Annotated in this window: 19 protein-coding genes; all 19 read left to right on the forward strand. The window is 44.0% G+C overall.

Going from position 1 to position 17,540, the window contains the following annotated elements; genetic code table 11:
* The first annotated feature begins 10 nt into the window (after positions 1 to 10).
* Positions 11 to 1,678, forward strand: coding sequence for a GspE/PulE family protein (locus tag ABN702_RS03545; RefSeq protein WP_417899420.1), 1,668 nt, complete (start codon positions 11 to 13; stop codon positions 1,676 to 1,678).
* Positions 1,679 to 1,690: 12 nt separating this feature from the next.
* Positions 1,691 to 2,731: a type IV pilus twitching motility protein PilT gene (locus ABN702_RS03550; RefSeq protein ID WP_417899421.1), complete on the forward strand. Its 1,041-nt coding sequence runs from the start codon at positions 1,691 to 1,693 to the stop codon at positions 2,729 to 2,731.
* Positions 2,732 to 3,940: a type II secretion system F family protein gene (locus tag ABN702_RS03555; RefSeq protein ID WP_417899422.1), complete on the forward strand. Its 1,209-nt coding sequence runs from the start codon at positions 2,732 to 2,734 to the stop codon at positions 3,938 to 3,940. It abuts the gene before it with no gap.
* A gap of 96 nt (positions 3,941 to 4,036) precedes the next feature.
* Positions 4,037 to 4,453, forward strand: a complete 417-nt coding sequence (locus ABN702_RS03560) for a type IV pilin protein (RefSeq protein ID WP_417899423.1) — start codon at positions 4,037 to 4,039, stop codon at positions 4,451 to 4,453.
* 3 nt (positions 4,454 to 4,456) lie between these two features.
* Entirely contained in the window at positions 4,457 to 5,203 is a 747-nt protein-coding gene (locus tag ABN702_RS03565) for a prepilin peptidase (RefSeq protein WP_417899424.1), read from the forward strand.
* Between the two features lie 24 nt (positions 5,204 to 5,227).
* Positions 5,228 to 6,208, forward strand: coding sequence for a type IV pilus biogenesis protein PilM (gene pilM, locus ABN702_RS03570; RefSeq protein ID WP_417899425.1), 981 nt, complete (start codon positions 5,228 to 5,230; stop codon positions 6,206 to 6,208).
* Between the two features lie 2 nt (positions 6,209 to 6,210).
* The gene (locus ABN702_RS03575; protein ID WP_417899426.1) at positions 6,211 to 6,885 is read left to right on the forward strand and encodes a PilN domain-containing protein; all 675 of its coding nucleotides are present in this window, start codon (positions 6,211 to 6,213) and stop codon (positions 6,883 to 6,885) included.
* The gene (locus ABN702_RS03580; RefSeq protein ID WP_417899427.1) at positions 6,882 to 7,607 is read left to right on the forward strand and encodes a pilus assembly protein PilO; all 726 of its coding nucleotides are present in this window, start codon (positions 6,882 to 6,884) and stop codon (positions 7,605 to 7,607) included. Before ABN702_RS03575 ends, ABN702_RS03580 begins: the two co-directional genes overlap by 4 nt.
* A gap of 164 nt (positions 7,608 to 7,771) precedes the next feature.
* Positions 7,772 to 8,905, forward strand: a complete 1,134-nt coding sequence (locus ABN702_RS03585) for a hypothetical protein (protein ID WP_417899428.1) — start codon at positions 7,772 to 7,774, stop codon at positions 8,903 to 8,905.
* A 169-nt stretch (positions 8,906 to 9,074) separates the two neighbouring features.
* Positions 9,075 to 9,632: a Maf family protein gene (locus tag ABN702_RS03590; RefSeq protein ID WP_417899429.1), complete on the forward strand. Its 558-nt coding sequence runs from the start codon at positions 9,075 to 9,077 to the stop codon at positions 9,630 to 9,632.
* 55 nt (positions 9,633 to 9,687) lie between these two features.
* Positions 9,688 to 10,383 (forward strand): RadC family protein, encoded by a 696-nt coding sequence (gene radC, locus ABN702_RS03595; RefSeq protein WP_417899430.1) that lies wholly within the window; start codon positions 9,688 to 9,690, stop codon positions 10,381 to 10,383.
* Between the two features lie 193 nt (positions 10,384 to 10,576).
* The gene (locus tag ABN702_RS03600; protein WP_417899431.1) at positions 10,577 to 11,593 is read left to right on the forward strand and encodes a rod shape-determining protein; all 1,017 of its coding nucleotides are present in this window, start codon (positions 10,577 to 10,579) and stop codon (positions 11,591 to 11,593) included.
* Positions 11,594 to 11,610: 17 nt separating this feature from the next.
* Complete coding sequence (mreC, locus tag ABN702_RS03605) at positions 11,611 to 12,513, forward strand: rod shape-determining protein MreC (protein WP_417899432.1); 903 nt, start codon at positions 11,611 to 11,613, stop codon at positions 12,511 to 12,513.
* Positions 12,510 to 13,031, forward strand: a complete 522-nt coding sequence (gene mreD / locus ABN702_RS03610) for a rod shape-determining protein MreD (protein ID WP_417899433.1) — start codon at positions 12,510 to 12,512, stop codon at positions 13,029 to 13,031. The genes mreC and mreD overlap by 4 nt, the downstream gene beginning before the upstream one ends.
* 97 nt (positions 13,032 to 13,128) lie before the next feature.
* Positions 13,129 to 13,848: a septum site-determining protein MinC gene (minC, locus tag ABN702_RS03615; protein ID WP_386640560.1), complete on the forward strand. Its 720-nt coding sequence runs from the start codon at positions 13,129 to 13,131 to the stop codon at positions 13,846 to 13,848.
* A 3-nt stretch (positions 13,849 to 13,851) separates the two neighbouring features.
* On the forward strand, positions 13,852 to 14,649 hold the full coding sequence (gene minD, locus ABN702_RS03620) for a septum site-determining protein MinD (RefSeq protein WP_417899434.1): 798 nt from the start codon (positions 13,852 to 13,854) through the stop codon (positions 14,647 to 14,649).
* A gap of 127 nt (positions 14,650 to 14,776) precedes the next feature.
* Entirely contained in the window at positions 14,777 to 15,763 is a 987-nt protein-coding gene (locus ABN702_RS03625; protein ID WP_417899435.1) for a glycerophosphodiester phosphodiesterase family protein, read from the forward strand.
* 123 nt (positions 15,764 to 15,886) lie between these two features.
* Positions 15,887 to 16,660, forward strand: a complete 774-nt coding sequence (locus tag ABN702_RS03630) for a peptidoglycan DD-metalloendopeptidase family protein (protein ID WP_417899436.1) — start codon at positions 15,887 to 15,889, stop codon at positions 16,658 to 16,660.
* The gene (locus ABN702_RS03635) at positions 16,653 to 17,522 is read left to right on the forward strand and encodes a M50 family metallopeptidase (protein WP_417899437.1); all 870 of its coding nucleotides are present in this window, start codon (positions 16,653 to 16,655) and stop codon (positions 17,520 to 17,522) included. The genes ABN702_RS03630 and ABN702_RS03635 overlap by 8 nt, the downstream gene beginning before the upstream one ends.
* Positions 17,523 to 17,540 lie beyond the last annotated feature (18 nt).

Raw genomic sequence — 17,540 nt, forward strand, 5'->3', positions numbered from 1 at the left:
GGTGAAACATATGGTGCAGACAAGAAAGAGACTTGGAGACTTATTGGTCGAAGCAGGGATTATTACCGAGAGTCAGTTGAAAAGTGCTCTGAAGGAGAAAACACGTGAACAGAAGCTTGGGGATGTTCTGCTCCAAAAAGGTTTCATCACGGAACAGCAGCTTATTGAAGTATTGGAATTCCAACTGGGTATTCCGCATGTAAGCTTATTCCGCTATCCTTTTGATGAAAAGCTGATGCATATCGTGTCCCAAGAGTTTGCAAAACGGAATATCTTAATTCCATTAAAAAAGGAACATGATCGGCTGTTTGTTGCCATGTCAGACCCGATGGATTTCTTCGCCATGGATGACCTGAGGCTATCAACAGGTTTTGAGATTGAACCGGTCATTGCCACAAAAGACGATATTTTACGATCCATCAATAAATATTATGAAACGTCCGATTCCATGGATGAGCTATTGGAAGGCTTTGAACCGAATGTGCAGGTCAAGGTGGAGGATGAGCGAATTACCGAAGAGGATTCACCAATTGTAAGATTGGTAAATCAACTATTGCAAAACGCTGTCCAACAGCGGGCAAGTGATATCCATATCGATCCACAAGAAACAAAAGTGGTCGTTAGATATCGTATTGACGGGGTCCTTCGGACAGAAAGAGTCCTGCCGAAGCATACCCAAAATGTCCTTATTGCACGCATCAAGATTCTAGGAAAGATGGATATCACCGAGCACCGTGTTCCACAGGATGGAAGAATCAAGACGAACGTGGACTTTCATCCAGTGGATGTCCGTGTTTCCTCGCTTCCTACCGTTTTTGGCGAAAAAATCGTGATGCGGATATTGGATATGAGCAGTGCGTTAAATGATATCACTCAGCTTGGATTTAATGAAAAGAACTACGAACGCTTTACAGACCTCATCCATAAACCGACGGGGATCATCCTCATTACCGGTCCTACAGGGTCAGGAAAATCGTCCACTTTGTATGCGGCGCTGAACCATCTCAACAGTGAAGAAGTAAACATTATTACTGTCGAGGATCCTGTGGAATATCAATTGGAAGGCATCAATCAGATCCAGGTTAATACGAATGTTGGAATGACTTTTGCAAAAGGGCTTCGTGCCATTCTTCGTCAGGATCCGAATGTCATCATGGTCGGGGAGATACGTGACCGGGAAACCGCTGAGATTGCCATTCGTGCTTCCTTGACGGGTCATCTTGTTCTGAGTACCCTCCATACCAATGACGCAATCAGTACCATTACAAGACTGGTAGATATGAAGGTGGAGCCGTTCCTTGTAGGGTCCTCCATTAATGGTGTGCTTGCACAGCGTCTTGTAAGAAAAGTATGCCGTGACTGTGCCAAACCGGAGGATCCGACTGTAAGAGAGAAAGAGATATTTGCAAAGCGCGGCCTGGAGATTGAAAAGGTGATGCGAGGAAAAGGCTGTGGCACGTGCAATATGACAGGCTATAAAGGTCGTATCGCCATCCATGAACTGCTTGTCATCAACGATCAGATGAAAAAGATGATCATGAACAACGAACCAATCTCGCGATTAAGGGAGTACGCATATGAACAGGATACCGTCTTTTTGATTGATGACGGTTTGATAAAAGTAAAGAAGGGGCTTACCACGACCGAAGAGATTCTACGTGTCGCCCTCCAAGAGTAGGTGTTGATAAGCATGCTGGATAAAATGAACGACTGGCTCCATGCAGCCTATGAATATAAAGCTTCGGATATCCATCTGTCCGTTGGTGTACCACCGGTTTTTCGCATAAACGGGGAGCTCAAAAGCTATGGAAAAGATATTCTCACCCCGGAGGATACACATACGATTGCCAAACAGATGATACCTGAATTTATGTGGCAGACATTTGATGAAAAAGGGGAACTTGACTTTTCATACAGTGTCCCCGGGATATCAAGGTTCCGTGTGAACGCCTATCGCCAAAGAACATCCGTTGCAATTGCCATACGTATCATCCCTAGCCGGGTACCATCTCTTGAAGAGCTTTCCTTGCCGCCTATTTTGAATAGTCTTGTAGATAAGCCACAGGGACTGATTCTGGTTACCGGGCCTACCGGAAGCGGAAAGTCGACAACACTTGCTTCCATGATTGATTACATGAACCGCACAATGAAGAAGCACATCATTACCTTGGAAGATCCAATCGAGTACTTACATCGCCATAATCAGTGCATGATCGATCAACGTGAGGTCGGATTTGATACAAAGAGCTTTGCAACAGGCCTGAGAGCATCTCTAAGACAGGATCCGGATGTTATTCTTGTAGGGGAACTTCGTGACCTGGAGACCATCCAGACTGCTATCACTGCAGCAGAAACCGGACATCTTGTATTGGGAACACTGCATACTACCAGCGCCCCATCCACCATTGACCGGATCATTGACGTATTTCCTGGACCACAGCAGGCGCAAATTCGTATACAGCTTGCTTCGGTGCTCGTATCCATCATCTCCCAAAGGCTTTTCCAGTCATTGGACAGACAAGGCAGGAAAGTGGCGACGGAAATCCTGGTCAACACACCGGCAGTTGCCAACCTGATTCGGAACGAGAAAATACATCAGATTCAAAACGTGATGCAAACTAGCAGAGCCCTCGGGATGCACACCTTGGAAATGAGCATCAGGCAGCTGATTCAAAATAGTGAAATCAGCAGAGTATCAGCAGAAAGCTTTCTGCAGGAGACGGTGAATTAGATGCCCAGGTTTACCTATACAGGACGGGATACAGCTGGGAAGAAGGACGGCTCCATTACCAGCGCATCCCGTCGAGAAGCTATTGTACAATTAAAAGAAAAGGGAATACGCGTAGTCAGGATTGAGGAGATACCGGAGTCGATTTTCACGAAGGATATCGCAATAGGTAATCCGGTTAAGCTTAGAGACTTCGTTATTTTCCTACGCCAATTCTCTACACTTATCCGGGCAGGCATTTCTGTTGTGGAAGCGACGAATGTTCTGGCGCATCAGACATCAAGCAAGGCGCTGAAAAGGGTGCTTTTTGATGTCGAAGAGGAACTGAAACAGGGTAATGCCCTCTCTGCCGCTGCCGCTAAGCATCCAAAGGTGTTCTCCACCATGTTCATCAATATGATCAAGGCTGGAGAAGCGAGCGGTGCCTTAGATGACACGCTTGACAGGCTTGGCACGCAATTTGAGAAACAGAGTGAGACAAGATCCAAAATCGTTTCGGCATTGACCTATCCGATGGTGCTTGGTGTGATTGCCATTGGGGTGGTCATCTTCCTACTGGTTGGGGTGGTTCCTACCTTTGTCGCCATGTTCAGCGACTTTGGCGCACAACTTCCTCTAATCACCCGGTTTGTACTTGGAGCGAGTGAGTGGATGCAGTCTTTCTGGTGGCTGTTCCTGTTGATGATACTAGCATTGGTTGTAGGGATTATGGCTTTAAAATCAAAGAAGGAAACCAAGTACTATTTGGATTACTTTGTGCTAAGGTTGCCTATTTTTGGACCATTGCTTCAAAAAGCAGTCATTGCAAGGTTTACCAGAACCCTTAGCTCATTGTTTACAAGTTCAGTCCCTATTTTACAGGCGGTTAGCATCGTGGAGAAGATTGTGGAAAATGAGGTTATTGCGAAAGTATTGGCAGACAGTAAGCTATCCTTGGAAAAAGGGGAAAGTATGACTGGTCCAATGAAAGAGCACTGGGCTTTTCCACCACTTGTGACACAGATGATCTCCATCGGGGAAAGCACCGGGTCACTGGATACGATGCTGGATAAAATAGCAGAGTTCTATGAAAAAGAAGTAGACCACGCAACCGACAGATTAAAGAGTCTGATAGAGCCATTGATGATTGTCGTGCTTGCAGTCATAGTCGGGACTATAGTCACATCCATCCTGGTTCCAATGTTCGATATTTTTAACCACATTCAGTCATAGAATGCTGTAAAATCTTATTGAATTTAGTAAGATAGTATAATAGAATTAGAGTGTAAAAAAATGTTACATATTTCCAAAATGGGAGGAATATTAAAGATGTTACAAAAATTCAGAAGTTTGTTAAAAAATGAAAAAGGTTTGACGCTGATCGAGCTTTTAGCGGTAGTTGTTATTTTGGGGATTATTGCTGCGATTGCGGTGCCTAGTATTGGGAAAATAATTGAAAATGCCAGAGAAGATGCAATTATAGCTGACGGACAACAATTAATGGGTGCAGCTAGACTAGCTTTATTGGACGATATTCAACCAACAACTGCAGGAGAACTTTCTTATAGTGAACTTAACAATTATCTAGATAAATTCGACGACTCTAAATATTCTTCTGCTATAGTAACTATTAACGGAGATAGCGTTACGGGTGCAGTATTAACACCAAAAAATGGCGAAACAATAAATCTTGATAAGGACGGAAAAGAAACAACTTCTACTGAAGATGATGATACTGAAGGATAAAAAATGATTCCATTTTTCTTATTTCTTTACGCCCTCCTCCTAGGCTCCTTCTATAACGTAGTCGGCCTTCGAATTCCAAAGGGCATGTCAATCGTGACACCGAGGTCACATTGTACAAGCTGTAAACAGACATTGACGGGGATTGATTTGATTCCCGTCCTTTCATATGTATTTTCCAAGGGGAGATGTCGGTACTGTAAAGAGGCCGTGTCTCCTATTTATCCATTATTCGAGCTTTTGACAGCTGTGCTGTTTGTCCTATCACCACTTTTGATGGGCTGGACTTACGAGCTGGTGATTGCTTGGACCCTAATTTCGATGCTGATTATCATCGTCATTACTGATATTCACTATATGCTCATTCCAAATAAGATACTGTTATTCTTCTTCCTTTTATTCATGTTTGAAAGAATTTTCATTCCTTATCAGACCCTTCCAAATCATCTGATCGGTCTGCTGGTAGGTTTTGCGATCCCGGCACTCGTTGCCATGCTTTCCAAGGGTGGCATGGGTGGTGGGGATATCAAGTTGTTTGCGGTCCTCGGGTTTGTTTTGGGGTGGAAGATGGTTATTCTTGCGTTCTTTCTCTCCTCATTGATTGGAATGATTGCAGCCCTTATTGGAATGCTTTTCGGCAAAGTGAAAAAGGGTGTACCGTTTCCGTTTGGACCATCGATTGCAGTGGCGGCGCTCATCAGTTATTTTGTAGGTGAGAAAATCTTGAACTGGTACTTTTCTCTACTCTTCTAGTAAATCAAAAAGGAGTTCTACTGAATGGAATTTTCGTTTTTACAGCCAAAACATAATAATTTTATAAATATTACGTTTCGTGATCATGTTATTAGAATGGTAGAGTTGAAGAGTTTGAATCCTTTGACTGTCAAGCGGACAAAGGAGCGATTTTTGCCGCCGAACATCGTGCGTGATGGGAAAATTGTCGATGAAAATATCTTTCGTCTCATTTTCGAGGAATGTGTGGAAGAATGGGGATTGAAGCGGAAGCATGTCAGATTTGTCGTTCCCGATCAATTTGTAGTGACAAGAAAGCTTAGCATCCCTTCGAATGTGATGGATGACGAGATTATCGGACACCTGTATTTGGAGCTCGGGTCAACCATTCACCTACCATTTGAAGATCCAGTGTTTGATGTGCATGTTCTTCAGCGTTCCGAGAAAACGGACCTGGTTCTTTTCGCTTCGCCGGAAGAAATGGTCACACAGGTGTCTTCCATTTTTGAAGAAAACAAAATGAAGCCTACTGTGGCGGATGTATCTTCTCTTTGCCTATACCGACTCTATTATGAGTTTGGACAGCGGAATGAGCATGACCATCTATTAATCATTCATTTTGATATCAGCTGTATCACGCTTAGTATTTTTATGAAGCATGTCCCTGTATTCGTCAGGACCATCGCCATCCCAGCCGACATTAAGATATGGGAAGTGTCCGAGACGAATACGAGAATGGAGTGGGCCGGTGATATTATTCAGTTTAACGTATTTTTGGAGGACTTCATCAAAGAAGTGGAACGGATCATGAACTTCTTCCGTTATTCCTTGAACCAAGGGACCGATGAAGTGAAGAGAGTTCTCCTGTACGGGGACCATCCCAACTTCCCATTGGTATTGGCAAAGCTGAGAGAACGGATTACAGTGCCGGTTGATACATATGAGCAGGATGTCTATACACAAGATCAAGAGGTTGTTGACCCGAAATTCTATTTCCCACTCGGGTTAGCGTTAAAAGAGGTGTAGTAATGAAAACGTTAGTAGATATAAACCTATTGCCAAGAAAACAGGCGCGTAACATTACGACTCCTCTTGTATATGGAATTTGCGGATTCTTTGTTCTTTTTGTTGTCGTTCTTCTAGTAATCTTTCAGCATCTTGTCAGTCAGGAAGTCGCAAGGGCTGAAAGAGGCCTTGAAAATGTCCAGGCTTTGCGTGAGGCTAAAGAAGAATCCATACGGACGCCTCAGAACTCCTCTTCAGCACAGCGCTTGGAGAATACGGTTCAATGGGCAGAGGAATATCCGGTGGAAATGGTTCCTGTCATGCAGGAGCTTGTAAGGATGCTTCCAAGCCGTGGGTTTGTTCAGAGCTTCTCCTATGCTGAGAGCGGAGCATTGAATGTAACGGTGCAGTTCGATCAATCCAAAGACGCAGCCTATTATCTATATCATCTGAACGGAAACAGCTATTTCCAGAATGTCAATCTATCAAGTGTTTCCACCACCACTGTCGGTGAGGAAGAGGATGCTGATGTTTTGCCTCGTTATATCGCGCAGTATAGCCTCGAATTTGACAAGGCTGCTATAAAGGCAGGAGAAGAGGAAACTCCGGAAACTGTGGGGGGAGAAACCGAATCGGATGAAGAGGATACAGAAACCGAGACGGATACGGAATCAGAGGATGGAGGCGAGGACCTATGATCATTGAACTTCAGAGAAAGCACTACATCATCTTTGCATCTGTTGTAGCATTGCTCGTAATGGGAATCATCCTTTTCTACTATTTAAGCTACTCGCCTAAACAGACCATGGTGGAGCAGAAAAAGCAAGAGATTGAAATTGAGGAGCAATTGATACAAGTTCTGGACCAGCAGCAGGAATCAGCTGGAGCAGGGTTGGGAAATACAATGGAACTTCAGCGGAAGATTCCTGTTACCTCCTATGTGGAACAGCTGATTCTCGAACTTGAGAAAGCGGAAGTGGTCTCCAATTCTAGAATCATGAATATGACTTTTGGGAATGCGGACTTTTCAGCGTCCACTACGACTCTTGATGAGTATGTGGAAACAAACAGTTCTCCTAGCACAGAGGGCACAACAGACCAGCAGACCGAACAAGCCTACTTGCCTGAAGGGTTAAAGAAGGTAACCGTTAATTTATCCATCGAGTCTGAGAATTATGAAGATCTCACAACTTTCCTTGAGGAATTGGAAGGATTGACCCGAATCACGCAAATCGAATCGGTTGCTTTCACCGGACTTCCTGAGTTGACTTCCATTGCACAGGAATTGACGTCACTCACATATTCAGTTCAGTTATCAGCGTTTTACCATCCGGAGCTAGCGGACTTGATTGAGGATCTGCCTCCGATCTCTGCACCGGAACCGAGCAATAAGACCAATCCATTTCTCGACAATGAGTAAATTATTTCCGAGGAAACAGTCGAAAGCCCTAGAGTTTAGGGGTTTGTGTCGGAAAAGAATTAGGACAAGACGACAAAAGTCTTGTTCTTTTTTTTATGCTCTATGATAGGATGAAACAAATCAATTGGAGACATATTTTGTCAAGGTAAATGGAGGTGGAAATATTGGACAAGAATCATACACATGAAGTGAAAATACGAATTAACGGAAAGGAAAAATCATTTCATCCTCATTCAAAAAGAAAGAAAGGGAAAAAGCAACCGGACACACCTGTGGCAAGCTACGAAGATCAAGTACAAGAAGGTCCGCACATGGAAGAGGAAGATCTGCCCCTGATCATCGTGGATGAAACGGCTGCAGCAGCAGAAAAGAAAGAGGAAGAAGATTTCGAATGGGTCCTTCCGAAAGAGCCGGTTAAGCAGGAGAAGAAGGAGACAACATCAGAGAAAACTACTTATATAGAAGATTTGCGCCAAGTCAATAAAGCAAATGGAAAGAAATCGCGTCCCCAATCCTTTGGCAAAAAGAAGCTGGCCCCTCCGTCCTTTTCAAAACAACTTATTGTATCCATCTTAATGGCTGTCGGTATTGGAACTTGTTTAGGCTTTCTTATTCTCGCAATCATGAATATCTCTTCTGATAATCCATTAAATCCCAACCAGCCTGTTGCGGGCTCTGTGTCAGACCAGGCGGAGAATGATAATCCTGAAACAACGGGAAATAGCGGCGAGCAAAGTGTAACCATACCTGCGCAAGGTGTAGCTGTCCTGCAGGGGGGAGCTTTATCCAATATGGAGTCTGCAAATGCGACGATTGATACCTTCAAAAGTCAGGGATTTTCAGCAGTTGCTGTTGGCACTGATACCATTTATGTATTGGTGGGTATTGGGCAAACGGTCGAAGGAATGAAGAGTCTTGGTGCGATGGCAACCGACAAAGGACTGGAAACCTATGCGAAGGAGTTTGCCATCCCGGAAAAAACCTTCAACTCCCTAACCGCTCAGGATGCGACAGTCCTTCAGGAAGGACAAGGGCTGTATAAGGAATTGGCTGCAGCGTCCTCCTTATTAATACAAGGAGGTTCACTTGATAGCGCCGCAGTGGAAAAAATGAACGGACACTTTGAAAAAATCTCGGCAGTCAAAGCAGAAGAAATGACAGATGGGCCAAAGCAGTGGAAAGACTTGCTTGTTGGTGCGTATCAGCACATTCAGCAATACCAAACCTCAAAAGATACCTCGGATTTGTGGGATGCACAGCAGAAATTATTGGAAGCAACCGCTTTTCTGTACCAGTAAAATATTCTTTTAAAGAACGGGTTCTCAAAATAATATTTTGGGGCCTGTTTTTATGTGGAAATGCATGTTTCGATTTAGGATGGTATTTGTTTGTTTTACGGCAGTTTTTTGTGATACGATGGGTCTGTATCTCTCTTGTTTGAAAAATTTCAGGAAAAGGTGATAATGCATGAAGCCTCTAATTTTAGCCTCAGGATCCCCCAGAAGAAAGGAGCTCCTCCAACAAGTAAAACTCTCCTTTGAAGTGAAGGTCAGTTCGATTGAAGAGACCTTTGACCCCATGTTAAATCCAGAAGAAATTGCAATGAACCTGGCTCTACAAAAGGCCGAAGATGTTGCCAGGGAAAACAGGGAGTCTGTCATTATCGGCGCAGATACCATAGTGGTCCATGACGGTTTGGTTCTTGGAAAACCCAAAGATGTAGACGAAGCAAGATACATGTTAAAGATGCTGAGTGGCAATACTCATTATGTAATCAGTGGGGTTGCGATTGTCAGTGGAAATAGGCATGTGTCATTTTACGAAAAGACAGCGGTTACGTTTTGGGAGCTTACAGATGAAGAGATTGAATACTATATCAGGTCAGGAGAGCCGATGGATAAGGCCGGTAGCTATGGGATTCAGGAAGTGGGAGCCTTGTTTGTGAAAGAGATCCATGGTGATTATTTTTCTGTGGTTGGACTGCCTTTGTCTAGAACGGTTCGTGAACTGAAGAGCTTCTTTTAGTGCGGTAGGTTGCCCTTATGCTTTTAGTATCAATAAAGCAAAGGGGGTATAAAGAATGACAGCACCAACTACATCATTAATGATAAGAGACTTCCCGGAAGACGAGCGCCCGCGGGAAAGGCTGATGCAGGATGGGCCGCAAAGCCTTTCCAATCATGAGCTTTTGGCAATTATGCTCCGGACAGGTTCCAAGGATGAATCCGTCCTGCAGCTGGCGAATCGCCTTTTGACCACTTTTGAGGGATTGAGGCTGCTGAAGGATGCTTCCGTTGATGAAATGATGAGCATCAAGGGGATCGGCAGTGCCAAGGCAGTACAGATTATGGCTGCAGTGGAGCTCGGTCGGCGCATTCATCGGCTCCAGTATGAAGACCGCTATGTGATCCGATCGCCGGAGGACGCTGCTAATTATGTAATGGAAGATATGCGGTTTTTAACACAGGAGCATTTTGTCTGCTTATACCTCAACACCAAGAATCAGGTGCTCCATCAGCAGACCATTTTCATCGGCAGTCTGAATGCCAGCATCGTGCATCCCCGTGAAGTGTTCAAAGAAGCTTTTCGTCGTTCAGCTGCTTCCTTTATTTGCCTTCATAACCATCCTTCAGGAGATCCTTCGCCAAGTCGGGAGGATATAGATGTGACAAAAAGGCTCAACGAATGCGGGAAACTTATCGGAATAGAGCTTTTGGACCATTTAATCATCGGCGACCAGAAATTCATCAGTTTAAAAGAAAAAGGCTATGTGTAAGTACTATGCTTTTTTCGTATCCTACGCTATAATATTACTCATGAGTTTGGAAGGGACTTTTCTTTCCAAGCTTTGTCTTCTTAAAACTACATTATCCACATGTTAATGAAATAAATGAGGGCAATTCTGTCCGCTTTTATCACTTTTAACCACACCTAAAAGCATTTAGTTTCAGAAAGGGAGATACACATTTATGTTTGGAACGAGAGATCTTGGTATTGACTTGGGAACAGCCAATACACTAGTTTTTATTAAAGGAAAAGGGATTGTTGTGCGTGAGCCGTCGGTTGTGGCACTTCAAACCGATACGAAGCAGATTGTTGCTGTCGGGAACGATGCGAAAAATATGATCGGCCGTACACCAGGTAATGTGGTGGCGCTTCGTCCGATGAAGGATGGAGTAATCGCTGATTATGAAACAACAGCGATCATGATGAAATATTATATTAAGCAGGCGTTGCGCAATAAGAGCGCTTTTTCACGTAAACCGTATGTGATGGTATGTGTTCCATCCGGAATCACGGCTGTTGAAGAGAGAGCGGTAATTGATGCGACTCGTCAAGCTGGTGCACGCGATGCATATCCGATTGAAGAGCCATTTGCAGCTGCAATCGGTGCCAATCTTCCTGTATGGGAGCCTACTGGTTCCATGGTCGTGGATATCGGGGGCGGAACAACAGAAGTTGCCATCATCTCATTGGGCGGAATTGTAACAAGCCAGTCCATCCGAGTTGCAGGTGATGAAATGGACGATGCCATCATTGCTTATATCCGTAAAAACTACAACCTCATGATTGGGGAAAGAACGGCTGAAGCGCTGAAGCTTGAAGTGGGATCTGCCGGTGATTCAGAAACAATCGAACCGATGGATATCCGCGGCCGTGACTTGTTGACTGGACTTCCGAAAACAGTCGAAATTTCTGCCAAAGAAGTGGAAGAAGCATTGAAAGATACAGTTACCGCAATTGTTGATTCTGTTAAAGCGACTTTGGAGCGTACGCCACCTGAGCTTGCTGCAGATATCATGGACCGCGGAATTGTTTTGACAGGTGGAGGGGCGTTGCTTCGTAACCTGGATAAAGTAATCAGTGATGAAACGAAAATGCCGGTTATCATTGCGGAAAATCCATTGGATTGTGTGGCAATCGGAACAGGTAAAGCTTTGGATTATATTGACGAATTTAAGAAGAGATCAAGAGATTATCGCTAAAAAGAAGGTGTTAAGTCATGCCGCAATTTTTCCTCAATAAGAGGTTGATCATTTTGTTGGTGAGCTTAATTATTCTAGTGGCATTGATTGGTTTCTCCTTGAAAGAACGGGACCAATTGACTTGGCCTGAACAGTTTGTTAAAGACTCGACAGGCTTTGTGCAATCCATCTTCTATCGGCCCGCACATTATGTTGCGGGTTTCTTTGAGAACGTAGGCTACTTGAAGAATACGTATGAGGAAAATAAACTTTTGCGTGCTAGACTAGAAGAATACGCAATGCTCGAAACAAAAGCGCACAAGCTTGAACAGGAAAACGCAGAAATAAGAGAAGTAATCGGTGAACTCGACTCGCTCAGGGATTACGATCCGCTACCTGCAACGGTTATCGGACGAAATCCGGATCAGTGGCGCGAGCAGATCATCTTGAATAAAGGGAAACAGGACGGTGTGGAAAAGGACATGGCTGTTATTACATCTGGCGGCTTGATCGGTAAGGTAAAGCATGCGAATCCTTTTACTTCTTCCGTACAACTGTTAAGCTCCCTTGACCCGAAAAACCGCATATCCGCCTATATCCAGGGAGATGAAAGCATCTTTGGATTGATTGAAGGATATGATGATGAAAAGGGTGCACTTTTGCTGAAAAGGATCCCTCATCAGGCAGAAGTGAAAGAAGGACAGACTGTATTGTCCTCTGGACTTGGTGGAATCTTCCCGGAAGGCCTGATTATCGGGGAAGTGACGGAGGTCGTTCCGGATGAATATGGGCTAACACAGATGGCCTACATAAAGCCGGCAGCAAATTTCTATGATATCAGTCAAGTGATGATCGTGAAACGTACGTTAATTTCCGGAGATCAAGAACCGGTGGAAGAGTCTGTTGAAGAAGAAGCAACAGAAGAGGGGGATTCTGAGTGAGGAAGTATGTCTTACCAGCCCTTATTCTTTGCTTGTTTGTTTTGGAAAGCATGACGGTTGACATGTTTTTTCTAGGGAATATCAGTGAGGATTGGGTCATCGTACCCAGATATGTACTGATCACCCTGATTCTTTGCACGATCTATACAGGTTCCTATATCGGGATTATTTTCGGGATGGTATTTGGACTTCTTTATGATATTGTTTATACGGAAGTATTGGGGATATATTTATTTGCTTATCCTGTTGCCTCCTATTTTGTATCGAAGCTGATGAAGGCGTTGCAGGCTAATATTTTCATTGCTTTTTTTATGATTATATTAGCTGTTGCGGGAGTGGAATATCTGGTGTACAGCATTCATACTCTAATCGGGACTACTGATATTCTTCATCAGAGTTTCCTTGCAGGCCGACTGGTTCCGACATTGATATTTAATGCCATTTTTACGCTGCTCTTCATCTTTCCATTGAAATTGTTCATGGAAAAGCTGGCATATGAACAAAAGGATGAACTTTAAGAAAGCTGTCTATTTTAGTCAGCTTTTCTTCTACATACTGATTCTAGTAATCTTTTTTTATTTTTTATGCGCATGGGAAAAAGGAAATAGAAGGACTATGTCGAATTATATACTTGTTGAGGTGAACGTCGTGAATAGACAAAAACAACAGTATGTAACCATTAAGGGCACGAAAGAGGGCCTAACTCTGCATCTCGATGATACATGCTCGTTTCCAGAGCTTTTAGCTGAAATAGAAGCAAAATTGGCATCGAATAGCAATCCGGATGATTCGCCTTTACTTGGTGTAAGACTAAAGGTCGGGAACCGTTTTTTAACCAATAAGCAACAAGAGAAATTACGCAATGTCATTCGCAGTAAAAAGAATTTTATTGTCGAAGAGATTGAAAGTAATGTCATTACAAAAGAACAGGCCATACAGTGGAAAGAAGAAAATGAAATTGTCCCAGTAGCAAGAATGATTCGCTCAGGACAAGTCCTGGAAGTTAAAGGAGATCTTCTCTTGATTGGTGATGTGAACCCGGGCGGAACGGTGAAAGCGGGCGGCAATATCTTTATATTGGGAGCCCTGCGTGGAAATGCATATGCAGGTTTATTGGGAAATAATGAGGCTGTCATCGCTGCAAGTCTCATGAGACCGTCGCTGCTATCCATTTTTGAAACGATAAACCGTGCCCCGGACTTAAGCGAACAGCTTGAGGGAAGCAATGAAATGGAATGCGCCTATATAGATAAGAATGAACAAATTATTATAGATCGCTTACAGTTGCTTTCACATCTAAGACCAATGTTAACAAGGCTTGAAAGGAGAATGTAATAAGTGGGAGAGGCTATCGTAATTACGTCTGGTAAAGGTGGAGTCGGCAAAACGACAACTTCTGCAAATATAGGAACCGCTCTTGCCTTAGCAGGAAAACGTGTATGTTTAGTAGATACAGATATTGGACTCAGAAATCTGGATGTCGTAATGGGACTTGAAAACCGTATCATTTATGATTTAGTTGACGTTATTGAAGGACGTTGCAAAACACATCAAGCCTTAATCAATGATAAACGCTTTGAATGCCTGAAGCTCCTTCCAGCTGCACAAACAAGTGATAAAACAGCTGTAAAGCCGGAACAAATGAAAAAGCTTATAAACGAACTGAAGCAAGACTACGATTACATTATCATCGACTGCCCGGCAGGAATCGAGCAAGGCTTCCAGAATGCGATCGCTGGTGCAGATCGGGCAATCGTTGTCACTACACCGGAAATTTCTTCGGTGCGTGATGCAGACCGCATCATCGGCCTTTTGGAAAAAGAAGATATCGAGCCACCTAGATTAGTAGTCAACCGTATTCGTAACCATATGGTGAAAAACGGGGAAATGCTGGATGTGGATGAGATCGTATCCATACTTGCCATTGATATTATCGGAATTGTTGCAGATGACGACAGTGTTATTCGTGCCTCCAATAGTGGAGAGCCGATTGTCATGGATCCTACAAGCAAAGCATCCATCGCTTATCGTAACATCGCCCGTCGAATTCTTGGTGAGTCTGTTCCTTTGCAATCCTTGGAAGAGGAAAATAAAGGTGTCATGTTTAAAATCAAGAAATTCTTTGGTGTTCGTTAAACCAGGTGAGAAGCCGCCCCTAAACGGAAAGGGACGGTTTCTTTTGTTTTCCGGAAGTTTTTGCTAAGATTGGTGCAAAATATATACATATCTTAAAACGAGCGCTTGGAAGGAGCAGTACTACTACATGAAAGCAAGAAAAAAGGTATTTAGGAATATATTGCTGGCACTTTTCCTATTAGGCATCCTGTTTTTTATCACGAATACCTCGATTTTCTCCGGACCTGTGGAAGAGGAGCCATTGCTATTGGCGCATCGCGGTGTCCATCAGACGTTCAGTATGGAAGGAATCGAGAATGATACATGTACTGCTGAGCGGATATTTGAACCGGAGCATGAGTATTTGGAGAATACCATTCCATCGATGAGAGCTGCCTTTGAAGCAGGAGCGGATATTGTGGAGCTTGATGTGCAGCCAACAACCGATGGTGAGTTTGCCGTTTTTCATGATTGGACCTTGGAGTGCCGAACTGATGGGACAGGCGTGACAAGAGAGCATACGATGGCAGAACTCCGGGCACTGGATATCGGATACGGCTATACTGCCGACAATGGCAAAACCTATCCGTTCCGGGGAAAAGGTGTAGGCCTCATGCCGACGCTTGGAGAAGTACTTCAGGCATTCCCGAGCAAAGAACTGCTGATTCATATTAAGAGTGACGATCCTGAAGAGGGCAGGCTCCTTGCAAAGTATCTGAAGGATTATGATTTTGTTGGAAATAGCTCGAATATCAGTGTTTACGGTGGGGATAAACCGATCGCTGCATTGAAGGAAGAAATGCCTGTGATCCGGGTCATGTCAATGGCAACTATGAAAAGCTGTATGTACCCTTACATCGCAATCGGCTGGACAGGCTATGTTCCTGAATCCTGTGAAAACGGTCAGCTTCATATTCCGGAAAAAATCGGACCGTGGCTTTGGGGTTGGACAGGAAAGTTCTATGATCGGATGGATGAAGTGGACACAAGGGTCATCCTCGTTGCAGGCGATGGCGGCTTCTCTGAAGGCTTTGACAAAGTCGAAGACCTCAAGCGCATACCGGAGCGTTTTACCGGCTATATCTGGACCAACAGGATCGACCTGCTTGGTCCGGCGATGAAGGACGGGGAATAAACTAGAAGCAGGCGGGGATATGTTCCCGCCTGTTTTTTTATTGGGTTTCTGGAGCGGAATCGTCATAACCCCAAAGGACAAGTCATAAAATGGTACAAACATAATAGGGGGAAGGGTGTTTGTATGAATGATCGGTTGGATGAGATAAGAAGAAGAGCCGCGAAGAGAAAAAGGGAACGACAAACGCAGCACACCAAGCGTAAGCAAGTGTCCTCGTATGTGATGCGGGATGAAGAAAAGTACGGAAATGCAAGTTATACCTCCTATGAGAGTGGCCCTGATGGAAACAAGGAGCATCCGCTTTTCAATAAAGAGCTTTTTCTATTTAAGATTTTAGCCTCTGCCATACTTGTGCTAGTGGTGGGGATCATGTTCCAGAATCAGTCAGCGGCCCTTGAGAAGCCTCGAGAGTTCGTGACAAGCACCATGAAGCAGAGCTTTCAGTTTACGGCCTTCTCTTCTTGGTATGAAGAGCAGTTCGGCAAGTCATTGGCGCTGCTTCCTTTGCCGCAGGATACGGAAAAGATTCAGGGCAGTGAGGATTATGTGATGCCGGCCTCGGGAAAAGTGTATGAAAGCTTTGAGACTAATGGTCAAGGAGTCATGGTCGAGACGATGGCACATTCCGAAGTGGAAGCAATGGATGGAGGGCATGTAACTTTTGTCGGAAAAAAGAGTGACACAGGAAAAACTGTTATCATTCAGCACGAAGATGAAACGTACACATGGTATGGGCAGCTTGGGGAAGTGGAAGTGAAGTTGTTCGATTTTGTAAAAACCGGACAGGTGATTGGCAGAACGACAACACTAGAGGATGGCTCGAAGGGGATGTTCTATTTTGCGATTCAAAAAGGCAATGATTTTATCGATCCCATGCAGGTGATATCATTTGAATAATAAATGGCTCAGGCTATTTCAAAAAATCCATATACACCCGATTTTCTGGCTGATGATCGGCCTTGCCATCCTGACGGCGAATTTTTGGGAGCTGCTCATCCTCTTCATCATTGTATTGGTGCACGAATTGGGTCATAGTCTGGCTGCCACCTACTTTTCATGGCGAATCAAGCAGGTGTTGATTCTTCCTTTTGGCGGGGTGGCTGAAATGGAGGAGCATGGCAACCGTCCTTTGAAGGAAGAGCTGATTGTTACACTTGCAGGGCCGTTTCAGCATATTTGGCTCGCGGCCGCAGGATATTTTCTTTTTTCAATGGATGTTCTTTCACCAGAAATGTGGGAGCTGTTTTTTTCGTTCAACCTGATGATTTTCCTGGTTAACCTTCTCCCAATCTGGCCGCTTGACGGCGGAAAGCTGATGAGCATCTTTTTAAGTAAATTTTCCTCCTTTGCGAAATCCCATGAGCGGACCCTGCAATATTCATTTGTCTTTTTGTGTATTTTCTTCCTTATTTACCTGATGATTGACCCACTTCATCTGAATATGTGGATCATCTCTTTATTTCTTTTTTACTGCCTGTTCTCGGAATGGAAGCAGCGTCATTTTGTATTCATCCGCTTTTTATTGGAGAGGTATTATGGAAAGACGAATTCCGTTTCGAAAATTACACCGATTGTCGTGGATGAAACGGAAAAGATCCATCAGGTCCTGCAAAGGTTCAAGCGGGACTGCAAGCATAATATCATCGTGATGAAAGGCAATAAAAAACAGACGCCGCTGGATGAAAACGAGCTTTTGCATGCTTATTTCAAGGAGAAGTTGACGACAATCGATATTGGAGATATCCTTTATTCATACTAAATATTGAAAGTCGAGGCT

Source organism: Bacillus haimaensis (assembly GCF_048270625.1).
GTDB lineage: Bacteria > Bacillota > Bacilli > Bacillales > Bacillaceae_I > Sutcliffiella_A > Sutcliffiella_A haimaensis.